The organism is Hydrocarboniphaga sp. (assembly GCF_965279055.1).
GTDB lineage: Bacteria > Pseudomonadota > Gammaproteobacteria > Nevskiales > Nevskiaceae > Hydrocarboniphaga.
The window spans coordinates 4,021,010-4,036,207 of sequence record NZ_OZ257125.1 but is presented as its reverse complement, the minus strand read 5'-3'; the positions used below and the strand labels follow the sequence as shown (position 1 = coordinate 4,036,207).

Genomic DNA, 15,198 nt, shown 5'->3' with positions numbered 1-15,198 from the left:
GGGCACGGTCGCGGGCAAGCCCGCTCCTACAGTCGGCACAGCTCACTCACAGGCCCCAGCTGACTTCCTTGTTCTTCTTCTGCGCGCGCTCGAGCATGTCGATCAGCGGGAATGCGCGACGGCCGAGGTCGACGTCCTGCTCGCGGCGCTGGCGCTCGTCCGGGTCGTCGGTGTCTTCCGGTTTGGCGTGCTGCGGCTTGTCCCTGGCGATCGCGGCGCGCAGCGACTCCAGTGCGGCCGGGATCTGGTCCGGCGAAATCGTGCCGCGCTCGCCCGAGGTCTTGCCGAGCTTGTCGAGTATCTGTTTGGCGTGCTCGTCCAGCATGTGCACGTCGCCGGCGGCGGGGGATGAGAATCGGATCATCGGCAAGCTCCTTGTTATTGTCGTGGCTGCGAGCATCGTCCACCCAGCTTAGCCGCTACTGACGCGCGCCGGCGCGGCCAGCCGCGCGCGGGCTTCCCATCGGCCGCGGCTCGCGGCAAGCTGCGCGCCCGCACCTCGCCGTCCCGCCCCATGTCGCCTCCCGCCAAAGCCCAGTGGCAGCTGCATTTCTGCGTCCTGCTGTGGGGCTTCACCGCGATCCTCGGCAAGCTGATCACGATGCCGGCGCTGGCGCTGGTGTGGTGGCGCATGCTGATCGTCGCGCTGTGCCTGGCCTGCGTGCCGCGAGTCTGGCGCCAGCTGCGGCAGATGCCACCACGGCTGCTCGGCGCCTATTTCGGGGTCGGTGTGCTGCTGTCGGCGCACTGGCTGACGTTCTATGGCGCGATCAAGCTCGCCAATGCCTCGGTTGCGGTCACCTGCCTGGCGCTGGCGCCGGCGTTCCTGTCGGTGATCGAGCCCTGGATCGCGCGACGGCCGTTCCAGCCGCGCGAGCTGCTGCTGGGCCTAGCGGTGATCCCCGGCGTCGCGCTGGTGGTCGGCGGCGTGCCGGCGGGCATGCACCTGGGCGTGATCGTCGGCAGCTCCTCGGCACTGTTCGTTTCGTTCTTCATCGCGCTGAACAAGCGCTACGCCGAGCACAGCGATTCGCTGACCGTGACCGCGATCGAACTCGGCACCGGTGCGTTGCTGCTGCCGCTGCTGGCGCCCTTGTTCGACGGCGGCTTCGCCCGCCTGCTGCAGCCGCCGCAAGGTATGAATGCAGCCTGGATGCTGCTGCTGGCGATCGGCTGCACGCTGCTGCCGTTCACGCTGTCCCTGATCGCGCTGCGCCAGCTGTCTGCGTTCACCGCTCAGCTCGCGATCAACCTGGAGCCGGTTTACACCATCGTGCTGGCGGCGCTGCTGCTGGGCGAGCAGCGCGAGCTCGGCCCGAGTTTCTACGCTGGTGTCGCGGTGGTGCTCGGCGCGGTGTTCCTGCATCCGCTGATCGCGAAGAAGCCCGAGCTGATCGCGCCGGACGCGCTCGCCGCGGACATCGACAAACCGTAGCGCGGCTGCCACCGACATCGACGCCGCGCCGATGTCGGGCAGGTGCACGTGACAACGGCAAGTCCCGGGTTTCACCCGGGCTACCGTAGCCCGGGTGAAACCCGGGATCAGCGGTCCAGCCGCATCGCGACCTCGCCATACAACTCGAATGCGCCACGCGTGCTGCTGAAATCCCAGCGCCGCAGCTGGCAGGCGTGGCGGCTTGTGTCGTAGTCGACGATGTTGACGCTGTTCGAGGCCTCGAAGCGCACGCGACGCGACACCGCGGTGCCGGCCTGCACGCACCACAGCTTGCGCGACAGGTCTGGATAGGATTCGCGCAGGTCGCGAACGTAGGGCAGATGGATGTGGCCGCCGAGCACCAGGTCGGCGCCGGCCGCGGCCCAGGCGCGGATCGCGGCCTCGTGGTTGTGCAGGCGGTTGTGCTCGTCGCGCTGCTCGATGACGTGAACCGGCTGGTGCGTGACGACGATGCGCAGCTGGCCGGGTCGCGCCGACCGCAGCCGCGTCGCGATCTGCTCGATCTGCTCGTCGGAGACTTCGCCGTCCTTGTGCCGATACCAGCGCGTGGTGTTGACGCCCAGCGCCAGCAACTGCTCGGTCTCGAACTCCGGCATCAGCGGCGTCTGCAGGGCGCGATGGTAGTTGCCGTAAGGCCTCAGCAAGCGTCCGGCGACATTGAACAGTGGAATGTCGTGGTTGCCCGGCAGTGCCATCACCGGAATTTCCAGGCAGTCGAGGAAGGCCGCTGCAGCCGCGAACTCGGCACGGCGCGCGCGCTGGGTGATGTCGCCGGACAGGATCGCCATCAGCGGCTTCTGCGCCGCGTTCAGAGCCAGCAGGGCATTGGCAACCGCCGCCTGCTCGGTGCCGAAGTGGGTGTCGGACAAATGCAGGAAGCGCAGCGTGCTCATGCCTGCCGCGCCTTTTCCGCCTCGGCCGGATCACGCGGCACCAGCAGCTGCAATGATTGTGGCGCGACGCCGAGCCTGATCGGCGGTTGCAGGTAGGCGACCTCGCCGTCGGTGGCGATCTTCATCGGCTGGTGATGATGCCGCAGCGGCGTCACCGTCAGCTCGCGGAACGCGAAATGGATGACCTTGTGCGCATGCGCGAGTCGGCCGAGCGCGCCGTGAAACGCGAGCTGGAACAGGCCCCAGCGGCTGATCGGCTTCATCGCCACGCCGGCGAGAAAACCGGTTTCGACATCGGGCGCCTGGGGCAGGCCGACCTGTTCGAGTTGCAGCGCGTTGTTGCCGACGAACAGCGTCGGTGTCTGCAGGATCGCCTCGCGGCCGCGCTCGTCTTCCAGCTGCAGCAGCCAGTGCCGATGACGGCGCAGCACGGTGCTCGCTGCCGACCACAGCGCGACGATGCGATGGCGGCCGTAGCGCTTCTTGAACACTTCGCGATCTTCGAGAATGCGCGGATACAGGCCGATGCTGGCATTGACCAGGAATACACGGCCATTGATCAGCCCGACCTGTGTCGGCTGGATGCGTCCGCTGAGCAAGGTCTGCACCGACTCCTCGATGTTCTGCGACAGGCCGTTGGCGCGGCCGAAATAATTGAACGTGCCCTGGGGCAGCACGCCGAAAGGCCGCTCCGATTCCAGCACGGCGGCGGCGACGGTGTTGATGGTGCCGTCGCCACCCGCCGCCACCGCAATGCCGTCGCGTTCCACCGCCATCTGCACCGCGCGCCGGGCGATGTCCGGCAGGGTTTTCGGATCATCGACCTCGAGCAGCTCGAACTCGCGACCGGCCCGGCGCATCGCGTCGGCGATGGTCTTCTTGGCCGCCGCCGGATCGCCGTGACCCGAGCCGATGTTGAAGACGATGAAGCAGGGTGCGTCGGGCCGCATTCGGTGATCGCCTTAGGAGGTGGAGCTAGCGCACGGCAAAGGCGCGCTCTCGCGCCCGGAAAACCGCGATTCAACGCTGCCGACCTGGAATCCAGCATGAACGATATCGCCGCGCCTGCGCCCGGCTTCCACGGCGTGGATATCAACCGCTGTCTAAAGCCCTGAGTCGATCGCGCGGTGAAACGGCCTTGCAGTTCAGCACGAGTGTGGCGCCGCAGGCCTAGCTTGCTACTGCAGTCGATCGCAAGGACGCGATCGGGTACGTAGCCAACACAAGGAGTGTGTGATGTCCGACGACAGGAGCAAGGCCGCCGTGAACGACGAGCATCGTGACGAGCAGGACAGAAAACCCAATGCAGTGAAAGCGGCGATCGGCAAGGTCACCGCGACAATCCGCGCAGACGACGACATGCTGGAGGTGATGAACGCCTTCCTCGCCTTCGATCCGGATGCGATCGAGAAATGCGACGTCGAGCAGGCGCGGCGTCAGCCGACGGCGGCCGATGCGGTAAAAGCCGTACTACGCAACCAGGGCCGTGATCCCTCGCCAGAGGCGCTGGTGCCCGGCGTCAGCAGTGTCGACCGGGTGATTCCGGGCGCCGCTGGCGAACTGCGCGCGCGTATTTACACGCCCACCGGCGCGACGCCTCTGCCGGTTGTCGTGTACTTCCACGGCGGCGGCTGGGTGATCGCCGATCTCGATGTCTACGACGGCGGCGCGCGCGGCCTCAGTGCGCAGGCCGGCGCCATCGTGGTGTCGGTGGACTACCGGCGTGCGCCCGAGCATCGCTTCCCGGCGGCCTGGGACGATGCGCTGGCCGCGTATCGCTGGGTCGCCGACAACGCGGCGAGTTTCGGCGGCGATCCGGGGCGCATCGCGATCGCCGGTGAAAGCGCCGGCGGCAATCTGGCGCTAGCGACCGCGATCGCCGCGCGCGACGCCGGCCTGACCGCGCCCTGCCATGTGCTATCGGTTTACCCGGTGGCCCAGACCGGCAGCACCAGCACGCCGTCGTACATCGAAAACGCGATCGCGCAGCCGCTGAACAAGGCGATGATCACCTGGTTCCTCGACAAGCTGCTGCGTTCGCCGGAAGACAAGGCCGATACGCGGCTGAATCTGGTCGGCGCCGATCTGCGTGGCCTGCCGCCGGTCACGATCATCAACGCGCAGCTCGATCCGCTGCGCAGCGACGGCGCGATGCTGCAGGAGGCGCTGCAGGAGGACGGCGTATCGGTGCAGCGCCGCGATTATCACGGCGTCGCGCACGAGTTCTTCGGCATGGCCGCGGTCGTCGAAAAAGCGCGGCAGGCGCAGCAGTTTGCCGGTGAGCGGCCACGCGAGAGCTTCGATCTGGATCTGGCGAGGACACTGGTTTCTGGCGGGATTTAGCGCAGTCGTCGTCGCGGACAGGGTCCGCTCCTACAGGTGACGATGTAGGAGCGGACCCTGTCCGCGACCTGCTCTACGCGGCGAGCTTCGCCGCAATCTGCGCCACATGCCGCCCCTGGAACTTCGCCATCCCCAGCTCTTTTTCGCTGGGCTTGCGCGAGCCATCGCCGCCGGCGATGGTGCTCGCTCCGTACGGCGAGCCGCCTTTGACTTCCTCGACGCCCATCTGCTCCTGGCAGGAATAGGGCAGGCCGACGATGACCATGCCCAGGTGCAGCAGCGAGGTGTGAAAGCTCAGGATCGTGCTCTCCTGGCCGCCATGTTGCGTGCCGCTGGACGTGAACACGCTGCCGACCTTGCCCACGAGCGCGCCTTTCTGCCAAAGCGCACCGGTCTGATCCAGGAACACGCGCATCTGTCCGCACATGTTGCCGTAGCGCGTCGGCGCGCCAAAGACGATCGCGTCGTAGTGGGCCAGCTCGTCGACGCTGGCGATCGGCGCCGCCTGGTCGGTTTTCGCATGCGCCTTGGCCAGCGCCTCGGCGTCCATCGTGTCGGGCACGCGCCTGATGTCGACCGTGCTGCCGGCAACGCTGCGCGCGCCTTCGGCGATCGCGCCGGCCATCGTCTCGATGTGCCCATACATGCTGTAGTAAAGCACGAGGATTCTGGCCATTTGAAGCTCCTTCTTGTTATCCGATGGCGCGGTGTGAAAGCACCGGCCCAATACAGACTGCCGCCGTATCGTTGAAGTTCAGGCAGCGCTTCTATCGTGTGGGCCATCGCGCAACGCGCCTGGCATCGGAGTCGAATCATGGCGAACGGCCGCCTGCTCACGCCCCGCGAAATCGGCAGCCTGGCCAAGCACGCCGTGGTCGGATGGTCGGACGACAATGCATCGAGCATGGGGGCGGCGATCGCCTACTACACGATGCTGTCGCTGGCGCCTCTACTGCTGATCGTGATCACCATCGCCGGCTTGATCTTCGGTGAAGACGCCGCGCGCGGCGCGCTGTTCGGACAGCTGTCCGAACTGGTCGGAGACAACGGTGCGCAGGCGATTCAGGCGATCCTGACCAGCTCCAGCAGCCTGTCCGGCGGCCTGTTCTCGATCGCCATCGGCGTCGCCACGCTGTTCATCGGCGCGACCACGGTGTTTGCCGAGCTGCAGGCGGATCTGGACCGCATCTGGAAAGCGCCGGTTCCCACCGGCGGCGGCATCATGCGCTTCATACACAAGCGCCTGCTGAGCTTGGGTGTGATCATCGGCGTCGGCTTTCTGCTGATCGTGTCGCTGATCGCCAGCGCCGCCATCGCCGCGGTCGGAACCTTGTGGAATCACTGGCTGATGGGCACCGCCGTGCTGCTGCAACTGCTCAACTTCGTCGTCAGCTTCGGCGTGATCACCGCGCTGTTCGCGCTGATCTACAAGCTGTTGCCGAGCGTGCGCATCGCCTGGGGCGATGTCTGGATCGGCGGCGCCGCGACCTCGCTGATGTTCGCGATCGGCAAGTTCCTGATCGGGCTGTATCTCGGCACCGCGGCGATTTCATCGTCGTTCGGCGCGGCGGGCACGCTGGTCGTGGTGATCGTCTGGGTGTACTACTCGGCGCAGATCTTTCTGCTCGGCGCCGAATTCACCTACCACTATGCGCTCAGGCATGGATCGCTGGCGCAGTCGCGGACAGGGTCCGCTCCTACATTGGCAACTCTGTAGGAGCGGATCCCATCCGCGACCGCCTTAAACCGACGCCGCGACGATCTGCTCGACCTGCCCCGACAGATAGAACGGCTCCAGATAACGCCGCACGGTCGCGTCCAGCATTTTCTTCTTCTTCAAGGTCTTCAGGATCGGCGGCGCGTAGCGGCGCGCTTCGCCTATCATCATCTGCCGGGTCACACCGATGTCGTCGATCAGCGCGGTCAGCGTGCTGTCGCCGTACTTGTCGAAGAACGCGTCGATCGCCGCCTCGATCAAGGTGCTGAAGATGTCGGTGCGGCGCAGTTCCTGAAAATACTCGTAGCCGATCACGAACAGTTCTTCCTGGTCGAGGCTGCTGATGTCGGCGCGCAGCACGGCCACCGGCAGTTCGCGCACGCGATCCCAGATGTCCAGCGCCATATCCCTGATCGCGGCGTCGTCGATGTGGTGCAGCAGGTAATCGACGCTGCGCCTCGACGTCGCCTCGACGCTCTTGCCGATGTATTTCTTCAGCCCGTCTTCCAGCGATGATTCCAGGCCCGGCGACGCCTTGCTCATGACCCGCTTGCCGAGTTTCATCATCGAGCCGGCGCCGGGGATATTGCGCGTCAGCGGATTGTTCGACAGGTAGCCCTGGATGCCGTGATACAGCAGGTCGGAGGCGAACTCGGCGTACAGTGGCCCGGAAAACAGCTCCAGCGCAATTTTCTCGCGCAGGGATTTGAACTCGAGAATCTTGTCCAGGTACTGGCTGACGGCATGGTCCGAAATCAGCTCGCCGAACGTGGTGGCCTGATGGATCTTGTGGCCGTGCAGCGCGCGCGCAATGTCGCCGACCAGCTCGGGCACGCCGCCGCCGAGCTGCAGCTCCACCGCGTAGGTGCGCGTGGTGTCCTTGATCATCTTCGGCGTGACCACGTCCTTGAGCTTGAGCCTGGCCGCGTCGGCCAGCGCGGCGTCCAGCCCCTGCTCCAGCAGCGGCATCAGCGCCTCGCCGGTCAGCTGCTCGATCACGAACGCGCAATGCGCATCGAGCAGCGCCGCGGCGACGCCGCCGGATTTTTTCTTGGTCGTCTTGCTCACCGGCCTCTCCCCTCGTAATGCGGGCGACGATAGCAGAAGCGCCGGGTGCGGCATGCGGCTCCACCGGACCCCGTTCGTGGGCGCCGCTGGTGAGACCGCTGCGGTAGGAGCGGACCGAGGCGGCGCGGGCTCAGCTGTCCGGCGGCGCCGCGTGAATCAGCTCCGGCGCCTGCACCGGCGGCAGTTCCACCGCCTGCTCCGGTTCGGGCCGGCGTGCGCGGCTGAACGGCGCGAGCTTTTGTGCCTCGCCGGTTTCCAGCGCCAGGCGTATCGCCTCGATGATGCGCACATCGGCCAGGCCTTCTTCGCCATCGGGTTCCGGATCACGGCCGTCGAGGATGCATTCGGAGAAATACTGCAGCTCGGCACCGAACTGGTCGGTGACCGGGAATTCGCGCTCGCTGGTGTTGCCTTCGACGGTCAGCCGGTGCCTGACGCCGACGCCAAACATGAAGCCGGGGGAGACTTCCAGATCGCCGTGCGTGCCGAGCACCCGGTACTGGTCCACCGGCGCACCGAAGTAGCTGACGGTGAACTGCGCCAGGCGCTCGTCGGGGAAGCGCATCGTCACGCTGACGGTATCGTCGAAGTCGAACGTGGTATGCGGATGACGCACGCCGACGGCGCTGACCTCGACCGGCTCGGCGGCGAACAGCATGCGCGCGGCGTTGATCGGATAAGGGCCCATGTCGGCGACCGGGCCGCTCCAGAAACCATGCTCGGCGCGGTGATTGCTCGGCGTGACCTGCTGCGAGAACAGCGACGAGAACGCGCGGATCTCGCCGATCGCGCCGCGCCGCATCAGCTCGACCGCGGCCAGCGTGCCGGGCTCGGAGTGCAGGCGGTAGGCGATCATCAGCCGGCGGTTGTGGCGTACCGCCGCGTCGCGGATCGCGATGCAGTCGGCCTCGCGTATCGCCATCGGTTTTTCCAGCAGCACGTGCAGGCCGGCTTCCAGCGCGCGCACCGCGTAGTCGCGGTGCATGAAGTTGGGCAGCGCGATGTAGACCGCATCGATCTCGCCGCTGGCCAGCAGCTCGCCGTATTGCGCGTAGCCCCAGGCGCGGATGCCGTAGCGTGCCGATAGCACGCGCGCCTTGTCCTCGTCGCCGGTCACCAGCGCCGCCAGCTGCGAGTTGCCGGTGTGCTGCACGCCGGGCATGAAAGCCTGCTGCGAAATCCAGCCGGCACCGATGACGCCGTAACGCACGCGCGTGCCCGGTGCGAAGCTCATGAGCGCGCTCCGGCGCGATGAATGCGGTGTTGATGCGGCATGTCGAGCCTTCCTTGGCATAGGCCGCGAGCGGCCGTGCTGAAGCTTGAGAGTTATCAAGATGACCGCCGCGCCGTGAGCCGTGGCTGAACCTGCCGCCGGCGCAAAGGCCTGCGACAATGCGCCATGGCGATGCTCATTCCCGGCAGGACTCAACTCAAGGCGCGTCTACGCACCACGCTGATCGCGCTGCTGACCCGCGAGACCGAGACGCCGGTGGACTACGACCAGCCGCGCGGCGACGCCGGCCTGTTCGGCCCGCGCAGCCTCACCTGGAAAGTGCATGCGGATTTTCCCGGCATGATGGCCGGCGGCGTCTGTGCCCTGATGCTGCAGACGCTGCATCCGCGCGCACTCGCCGGCGTCTACGATCATTCCAATTTTCGCGAAGACCTGATGGGCCGGCTGCGCCGCACCACCGCCTTCGTTGCCGCCACCAGCTACGCGCCGCAAGCCGAGGCGGCGCGGATGATCGCGCGCGTCGCGCAAATCCACACGCGGGTGCGCGGCGTGACCGCCGACGGCCTGCCTTATTCGGCGGCCGATCCGGATCTGCTGACCTGGGTGCACGTGACCGAAATGTCGAGCTTTCTCGCCGGATTCCAGCGGTATCGCGGCGAGACGCTGACGCCTGCCGCACGCGACCGCTACTACCGCGAGACTGCGCGAGTCGCCGAAATGCTCGGTGCGCGTCGCGTGCCGAAGTCGGCTGCGGCGGTGGCGCGTTACTTCGCGCGGGTGCAGCCCGAGTTGCGCTTCGATGCGCGCTCGCGCGAGGTGCTGGAGGTGTTGCAGAACATCGCCGTGCCGGTGGCCGGCGGCGTCCTGGCGCGCGAGGTGTTCATCGGTGCCGGTGCCGTGCTGTTGCCGGACTGGGCCGCGACGCTGATGCGCCGCACGCGGCTGCAGCGCCTGCGCGCTGAGGCCGCCGCACGCAGCCTGCAACTCGCCGGGCCGGCCCTGCGCGCCGCCTTGTCCGACGGCGTCGTCGCGCGCTCCTGCCGGCGCATGGCGGTCGATCCGAAGCGCTTTCAGCCATGAGGCATCCGGAACTGTTTCTGTCGCGTATCCGTCTGAATGTGAACCAGGAGAATTGCATGTTCGTTTCTTCGAAAAACCACGCCGCGCTCGCCGCCGCCCTGCTGGCGCCGCTACTGCTGGCCGCCTGTGCCACCGCGACGCCGTACCAGCCGGCCAAGGACGGCCTGGGTTATTCCGAGCAGCGGCTCGAGACCAATCGCTACCGCATCACCTACACCGGCAATTCGCAAACGCCGCGCGACGTGGTCGAGAACTACCTGATGTACCGCGCCGCCGAAGTCACGATCAACAATGGCTACGACTGGTTCGTGATCGCCGATCGGCAGACGCATGCCGACGCCGCGAAATCCGGCAGCAGCGGCGGCGTCGGCCTGGGCATCGGCGGCAGCTCCGGCAACTTCGGCTCGGGTCTGTCGATCGGCCTGGGCACGATACTCGGCGGCGGCAATGGCGAGGCCTACAACGCGCAGGCCGACATCCTGGTGTTCAAGGGCGCCAAGCCCGCCGACAACCTCAAGGCGTTCGACGCGCAGCAGGTGCGCGCCAACCTGCAGTCCAGCGTGCAGCGCCCCAAGCCCTAGTCCACTGCATCGATGAAATCGCACCTGGCTATCGGCGCCATCACAGCGCGCTGCGGCGTCGAAAATGCTCGCAATAGCGCTGCTATTGCTGTGCTTTTCTCCTTGCATCGCACCGCGCTGGCACCGCTATCCAGATGCTTTTCCACCGATGCAGCGGACTAGCGTCCTTCGCAGCGTTGGCTGCGGCCAGACCGTACGCGTTGGCCGCGAATGTTTATTTTGTCGATGGCCCCGGATACTTCACCGGAGCGCATCACGCAGCATCGTGGGGCGACAGCGAGTCGGCAACGTATCGACGAGTTGGCTGCTTCCGGTCAGACCTATTAAAAAAGAGGAGTGCGCAGTGAAGATCGGGTTCATCGGGCTAGGTGAAATGGGGCTGCCGATGGCGGCCAATCAACTCAAGGCTGGCCATCAGCTGGTAGTGTGGAACCGCAGCGCCGAGCGCGCCGTGCCGCTGATGGAGGCCGGCGCCAGGCTGGCGGCCACGGCTGCCGACGTCGCCGTCGACGTCGACGCGGTCCTGATCATGCTGGCCGACGATCAGGCGCTGCGTTCGGTGATGGATGGCGGCCTGCTCGCGGCGCTGAAGCCGGGCACGGTCGTGGTCAATCACGCGACGGTTTCGGTCGACTACGCCCGCGAGCTGGCGGCTGCGGTCGGCGCGCAGGGTGCCGTCTACGTCGCCGCGCCGGTGTTCGGCCGGCCACCGGTGGCGCAGGCCGGGCAGCTCAACATCGTCGTGGCGGGCGACGCCGCCGGCATCGCGCTGGCGCAGCCGGCGCTGGATGCGATGTCCAAGAGGTGCTGGAACTTCGGCGTCGAGCCCGAGCGCGCCAACGTGGTCAAGATCGCCGGCAACCTGATGATCGCCAGCGCGATCCAGAGCATGGCCGAGGCCAGTGCGCTGGTGCGCGCCCACGGCGTCGAGGCCGCGGACTTCATCGGCATGATGACCCAGACCTTGTTTGCGACACCCGTCTACAGCGGCTATGGCGGCATGATCGCCGAGCGTCGCTATGAGCCCGCCGGCTTCAAGGCATCGCTCGGGCTCAAGGACGTGGAACTCGGCCTCAGCGCCGCCGGCAAGTCGCGCGTGTCGCTGCCGATGGCGGCGGTGATTCGCGACGCGCTGCTCGACGCGCTCGCGCATGGCGCCGGCGACCAGGACTGGGCGGTGCTCGGCGACGTCGCGGCGCGTCGGGCGAATCTCGGCGCATCGTAGCCGCGCAGCGCGGCAAAGGATTGCCGACCGAAGATGGCCGGGCGATTGCTTGCACCGGGTATCGCCTGTCGCCGTGCACCACCATGATCCGTCCTCTGCCGCTGTGCCTCGCGCTACTGCTGGCCGCGCTCGCCGCCTGCAAGGCGCCGCCGCCGGACCCGGATTCGCCGACGGTGCCGGCGGACGCGGCCATCGCCGAAAACAGCTGTTTCTGGAACGGCCCCTGGGTGCGCGACGATCCGGTGCGCAACTACGCGTATCCGGACAGCGGCGCCGCTTACTGGGCGGCGCGTTTCACCTTGCCCGAGAACACCGAGCTGGAACTGGGCGGCGACTTCGCCCACGCGCGTTACACCTCGCTGGTGCTGTACGAAAGCGCGGCCGAACCCAGCGACGCGCTGACCGATCTGGACATCGTCCCCGACGCCGGCAGCCGCAATCCCTTCGTCGACGGTGTCGAGCGCAACACCCGGCCGCGGCGCTGGCATGCGCGCATCGCGGCGGAGGACCCGACGACGCCGCGCGCGCCCAATCACTTGTACTCGGGCAAGGGCAAGCGCGAAGTCGCGCTGCTGTATCGCGTCTATGTGCCCGACAAAAAGTACGGCCGCACCGGCGGCGTCGCGCTGCCGCAGGCACGATTGATAGGCGCCGACGGCGTGCCCTTGTCCGAAGCCGAAACCTGCGCGCGCATCGCGGCCAATGAAAAGCCGATGCCCGGCACGGTGGTCGCGAAAGCCGCGTACTCGGTCGCACGCGACCGGCCGCTGCAGCCGAAGACGTTTCCGGCCGACGATCCGCCGCAGTGGCATGCGTTCTACGACACGCGCCATCAGGCCGCGTGCATTTACCTGAAGAACTGCGGCGGCGATCCGCAGCGCAAGGGCGGCGTGCTGAGCAATCCCGACAATGCCTATCTGACGGCGATGATCAATCGCGGCTACGCGCCGCTGGTGGTGCTGCAGGGCCGCCTGCCGCGCATTCCGGCAACCGAGGCCGGCGGTGGCCGCATGCAGCGCGGCGAGCTGCGCTACTGGTCGGTCTGCAACTACGAGGCCTACACGCAAAAGGCGATGGCCTGTCTCTATGACGAGCAGTTGCCGCTGGACGCACAGCGTGGCTACACCATCGTCGTCAGCCGCAGCGCCGATCGTCCGCGCAACGCGCGCGCCGAGTGCGGCGTCGCCTGGCTCGAATGGACCGAGGCCGGCGACGGCGCCGGGCACAGCGACGACGGCATGCTGTTTCTGCGCAACATGCTGCCTTCGCCCGGGTTCACGCACGCCGTGCAGAACACGCGCAAGCCCGGCGACGAGCGCGAGGTGATGGGCGAGTATCTGCCGGTGGCGGGGTATTCCGGCGTTGCGGATTTCGAGAAGCGGGGTTGCGTGCATTGAAGCGCGATCCGGCCCCTCGATACGCCGGGATGTAGCCCCGGCTACTCGGGACGAACGGGTTTGTGGTGCTGAAGAACCAACCAACCTCCGTTCGTCCCGAGTAGCCCGCGCTTTTGCGGGCGTATCGAGGGAGCCGACCACAATCGCCGTCGGCGTTGCTGGCACAATGCCGCGATGGACACGCCAGCCAAACCCGCCGCGCCGGGCTCGTGGAAATCGCCGATCAGCCTCGACGCCGTATTCGCCGACGCGGTTGGCCTGGGCAGCATCAGCGTCCGCGGTGACGAGCTGTACTGGCTGGAGTCGCGCGCAGCCGAAGGCGGGCGTTCGGTGCTGGTGCATCGCGGCGCCGACGGCGAATGCCGCGATCTCAACGACGCGCCTCTGAGCCTGCGCAGCCGCGTGCACGAATACGGCGGCGGTGCCAGCGTGATCGGCGACGGCGTGGTGTATTTCAGCAACGATGCCGACCAGGCCGTGTACGCGATGGATCTGCGCACGCGCGTGGCCAGCGTGATCGCCGGCGAGCCCGGCCTGCGCTACGCCGATGCGATCATCGACCGCGTGCATCGCCGCTTGATCGTCGTGCGCGAGGATCATCGCGTCGCCGGCCGCGAGCCGCAGAACACGCTGGTGGCGATCGCGCTGGACGCGCCGCATGCGCAGACCGTGCTGGTCGCCGGCGCGGATTTCTATTCGTCGCCGCGCCTCAGTGCCGATGGCCGCCAGCTCGCCTGGCTGAGCTGGATGCATCCGAACATGCCCTGGGATGGCAGCAGCCTGTGGCTCGCTACCGTCGACGCCGATGGCGCGATCGGCACGACGTCGCTGGTCGCCGGCGGCGACGACGAGTCCATCTTCCAGCCGGAGTTTTCGCCGCGCGGCGAACTGGTCTTCGTCTCCGATCGCAGCGGCTGGTGGAATCTGCTTCGCTGGCGCCGCGGCGAGACGCGCGCGCTATACGAACTCGACGCCGAGTTCGGCGCGCCGCAATGGACGTTCGGCATGAGCCTGTACGGCTTCGATCGCGACGGCGGCATCGTCTGCGCGTTCCGCCGTCGCGGCGATTCGCAGCTGGCGCTGCTGGATGCCGACAGCGGCAAGCTCACCGAGATCGCGACGCCGTATCGCGATATCGCGGATGTAAAAGTCGGCGACGGCTTCATCGTCTTCGTCGGCGGTTCGCCGACGCAGGCGCCGGCGCTGGTGCGGCTGGATCTGGCCAGCTGTCGTTGCGAAGTGCTGCGTCGCTCCAGCCCCTTGCAGATCGACGAGGCCTACGTATCGGCGCCGCAGGCGATCACGTTCCCGACCACCGACGGCAAGTCCGCGCACGCGTTCTTCTACGCGCCGCGCAACCGTGACCACACGCTGCCCGAAGGCGCGAAGCCGCCGCTGCGCGTGCTCAATCACGGCGGCCCGACCAGCGCGGCCACGCCGACGTTCAGCGCCGCGATCCAGTACTGGACCAGCCGCGGTTTCGCGATCGTCGACGTCAACTACGGCGGCAGCAGCGGCTATGGCCGCGCCTATCGCCAGCGCCTGAACGGGCAGTGGGGCGTGGTCGATGTCGACGATGCGGTCAACGCGGCGCGCTACCTGGTCGGGCGCGGCCTGGTCGACGGCGACAAGCTGTGCATCAAGGGCGGCAGCGCCGGCGGCTACACCACGCTCGCCGCGCTGACCTTCCGCGACACTTTCAAGGCCGGCGCCAGCTACTACGGCATCGGCGATCTGGAGACCTTGGCGCGCGACACGCACAAGTTCGAGTCGCGCTACCTGGACAGCCTGGTCGGCCCGTATCCGCAAATGCAGGCGCTGTATCGCGAGCGCTCGCCGATCCATCACACCGGGCGGCTGTCGACTCCGCTGATCCTGTTCCAGGGCCTGCTCGATGCGGTGGTGCCGCCGAACCAGTCGCAGGCGATGTTCGAAGCGGTGCGCGCCAAGGGCCTGCCGGTGGCCTATGTCAGTTTCCCGAACGAGCGACATGGCTTTCGTGCGCTGGAGGCGAATCGGCGCGCGCTGTCGGCGGAGTTTTATTTCTACGCCCGCGTATTCGGCTTCGAGCCGGCGGACGAGATCGAGCCGGTCGAGATCGTCAACCTGTAGGAGCGGATCCTATCCGCGACGCAGGCTCCACCGGCACGGTCGCGGATAGGATCCGCTCCTACCACTACGACGTCTGGTGGTTTGCACCGTAT

At 67.2% G+C, this 15,198-nt stretch carries 14 protein-coding genes; 8 read left to right on the top strand and 6 right to left on the bottom strand.

What is annotated here, in order from left to right; genetic code table 11:
• Positions 1-46: 46 nt before the first annotated feature.
• Positions 47-364, bottom strand: coding sequence for a DUF1840 domain-containing protein (locus tag ACQZF9_RS18165; RefSeq protein WP_428310372.1), 318 nt, complete (start codon positions 362-364; stop codon positions 47-49).
• 150 nt (positions 365-514) lie between these two features.
• Between ACQZF9_RS18165 and ACQZF9_RS18160 the strand changes: the two genes are divergently transcribed.
• On the top strand, positions 515-1,435 hold the full coding sequence (locus ACQZF9_RS18160) for an EamA family transporter (protein WP_428310371.1): 921 nt from the start codon (positions 515-517) through the stop codon (positions 1,433-1,435).
• Between the two features lie 107 nt (positions 1,436-1,542).
• Here the strand turns inward: ACQZF9_RS18160 and ACQZF9_RS18155 are convergent, their stop codons facing one another.
• Positions 1,543-2,349, bottom strand: coding sequence for a metallophosphoesterase family protein (locus tag ACQZF9_RS18155; RefSeq protein ID WP_428310370.1), 807 nt, complete (start codon positions 2,347-2,349; stop codon positions 1,543-1,545).
• A complete protein-coding gene (locus ACQZF9_RS18150) occupies positions 2,346-3,299 on the bottom strand; it encodes a diacylglycerol/lipid kinase family protein (protein ID WP_428310369.1) in 954 nt (317 codons plus the stop codon). The genes ACQZF9_RS18155 and ACQZF9_RS18150 overlap by 4 nt, the downstream gene beginning before the upstream one ends.
• 286 nt (positions 3,300-3,585) lie before the next feature.
• Here ACQZF9_RS18150 and ACQZF9_RS18145 point away from each other — a divergent pair, with 286 nt between their 5' ends.
• Entirely contained in the window at positions 3,586-4,692 is a 1,107-nt protein-coding gene (locus tag ACQZF9_RS18145) for an alpha/beta hydrolase (RefSeq protein ID WP_428310368.1), read from the top strand.
• A gap of 73 nt (positions 4,693-4,765) precedes the next feature.
• On the opposite strand, the gene wrbA is transcribed toward ACQZF9_RS18145, so the two are convergent.
• Entirely contained in the window at positions 4,766-5,368 is a 603-nt protein-coding gene (gene wrbA / locus ACQZF9_RS18140) for an NAD(P)H:quinone oxidoreductase (RefSeq protein ID WP_428310367.1), read from the bottom strand.
• Positions 5,369-5,506: 138 nt separating this feature from the next.
• Between wrbA and ACQZF9_RS18135 the strand changes: the two genes are divergently transcribed.
• On the top strand, positions 5,507-6,409 hold the full coding sequence (locus ACQZF9_RS18135) for a YihY/virulence factor BrkB family protein (protein WP_428310366.1): 903 nt from the start codon (positions 5,507-5,509) through the stop codon (positions 6,407-6,409).
• Positions 6,410-6,433: 24 nt separating this feature from the next.
• Here the strand turns inward: ACQZF9_RS18135 and ACQZF9_RS18130 are convergent, their stop codons facing one another.
• Together ACQZF9_RS18130 and ACQZF9_RS18125 are read right to left on the bottom strand one after the other, a co-directional pair.
• Complete coding sequence (locus tag ACQZF9_RS18130; RefSeq protein ID WP_428310365.1) at positions 6,434-7,477, bottom strand: hypothetical protein; 1,044 nt, start codon at positions 7,475-7,477, stop codon at positions 6,434-6,436.
• 130 nt (positions 7,478-7,607) lie between these two features.
• Positions 7,608-8,711, bottom strand: a complete 1,104-nt coding sequence (locus tag ACQZF9_RS18125; RefSeq protein ID WP_428310364.1) for a Gfo/Idh/MocA family protein — start codon at positions 8,709-8,711, stop codon at positions 7,608-7,610.
• 165 nt (positions 8,712-8,876) lie between these two features.
• On the opposite strand from ACQZF9_RS18125, the gene ACQZF9_RS18120 reads away from it, so the two are divergent.
• The 5 genes from ACQZF9_RS18120 to ACQZF9_RS18100 all read left to right on the top strand — a co-directional run bounded on the left by ACQZF9_RS18120 (position 8,877) and on the right by ACQZF9_RS18100 (position 15,106).
• Positions 8,877-9,791, top strand: coding sequence for an oxygenase MpaB family protein (locus ACQZF9_RS18120; protein ID WP_428310363.1), 915 nt, complete (start codon positions 8,877-8,879; stop codon positions 9,789-9,791).
• 56 nt (positions 9,792-9,847) lie between these two features.
• Positions 9,848-10,372 (top strand): CC0125/CC1285 family lipoprotein, encoded by a 525-nt coding sequence (locus ACQZF9_RS18115; RefSeq protein ID WP_428310362.1) that lies wholly within the window; start codon positions 9,848-9,850, stop codon positions 10,370-10,372.
• A gap of 343 nt (positions 10,373-10,715) precedes the next feature.
• Positions 10,716-11,597, top strand: a complete 882-nt coding sequence (locus tag ACQZF9_RS18110) for an NAD(P)-dependent oxidoreductase (protein WP_428310361.1) — start codon at positions 10,716-10,718, stop codon at positions 11,595-11,597.
• An 83-nt stretch (positions 11,598-11,680) separates the two neighbouring features.
• On the top strand, positions 11,681-12,994 hold the full coding sequence (locus ACQZF9_RS18105; RefSeq protein WP_428310360.1) for a hypothetical protein: 1,314 nt from the start codon (positions 11,681-11,683) through the stop codon (positions 12,992-12,994).
• Positions 12,995-13,168: 174 nt separating this feature from the next.
• Complete coding sequence (locus tag ACQZF9_RS18100; protein ID WP_428310359.1) at positions 13,169-15,106, top strand: prolyl oligopeptidase family serine peptidase; 1,938 nt, start codon at positions 13,169-13,171, stop codon at positions 15,104-15,106.
• The last annotated feature ends 92 nt before the right edge of the window (positions 15,107-15,198 follow it).

Bases quoted from the DNA above. Each gene is read 5' to 3' on its own strand.
- ACQZF9_RS18125 (WP_428310364.1), bottom strand. From the start codon at position 8,711: ATGAGCTTCGCACCGGGCACGCGCGTGCGTTACGGCGTCATCGGTGCC.
- ACQZF9_RS18155 (WP_428310370.1), bottom strand. From the start codon at position 2,349: ATGAGCACGCTGCGCTTCCTGCATTTGTCCGACACCCACTTCGGCACC.
- ACQZF9_RS18165 (WP_428310372.1), bottom strand. From the start codon at position 364: ATGATCCGATTCTCATCCCCCGCCGCCGGCGACGTGCACATGCTGGAC.
- ACQZF9_RS18100 (WP_428310359.1), top strand. From the start codon at position 13,169: ATGGACACGCCAGCCAAACCCGCCGCGCCGGGCTCGTGGAAATCGCCG.
- wrbA (WP_428310367.1), bottom strand. From the start codon at position 5,368: ATGGCCAGAATCCTCGTGCTTTACTACAGCATGTATGGGCACATCGAG.
- ACQZF9_RS18115 (WP_428310362.1), top strand. From the start codon at position 9,848: ATGTTCGTTTCTTCGAAAAACCACGCCGCGCTCGCCGCCGCCCTGCTG.
- ACQZF9_RS18150 (WP_428310369.1), bottom strand. From the start codon at position 3,299: ATGCGGCCCGACGCACCCTGCTTCATCGTCTTCAACATCGGCTCGGGT.
- ACQZF9_RS18135 (WP_428310366.1), top strand. From the start codon at position 5,507: ATGGCGAACGGCCGCCTGCTCACGCCCCGCGAAATCGGCAGCCTGGCC.
- ACQZF9_RS18145 (WP_428310368.1), top strand. From the start codon at position 3,586: ATGTCCGACGACAGGAGCAAGGCCGCCGTGAACGACGAGCATCGTGAC.
- ACQZF9_RS18160 (WP_428310371.1), top strand. From the start codon at position 515: ATGTCGCCTCCCGCCAAAGCCCAGTGGCAGCTGCATTTCTGCGTCCTG.
- ACQZF9_RS18120 (WP_428310363.1), top strand. From the start codon at position 8,877: ATGGCGATGCTCATTCCCGGCAGGACTCAACTCAAGGCGCGTCTACGC.
- ACQZF9_RS18105 (WP_428310360.1), top strand. From the start codon at position 11,681: ATGATCCGTCCTCTGCCGCTGTGCCTCGCGCTACTGCTGGCCGCGCTC.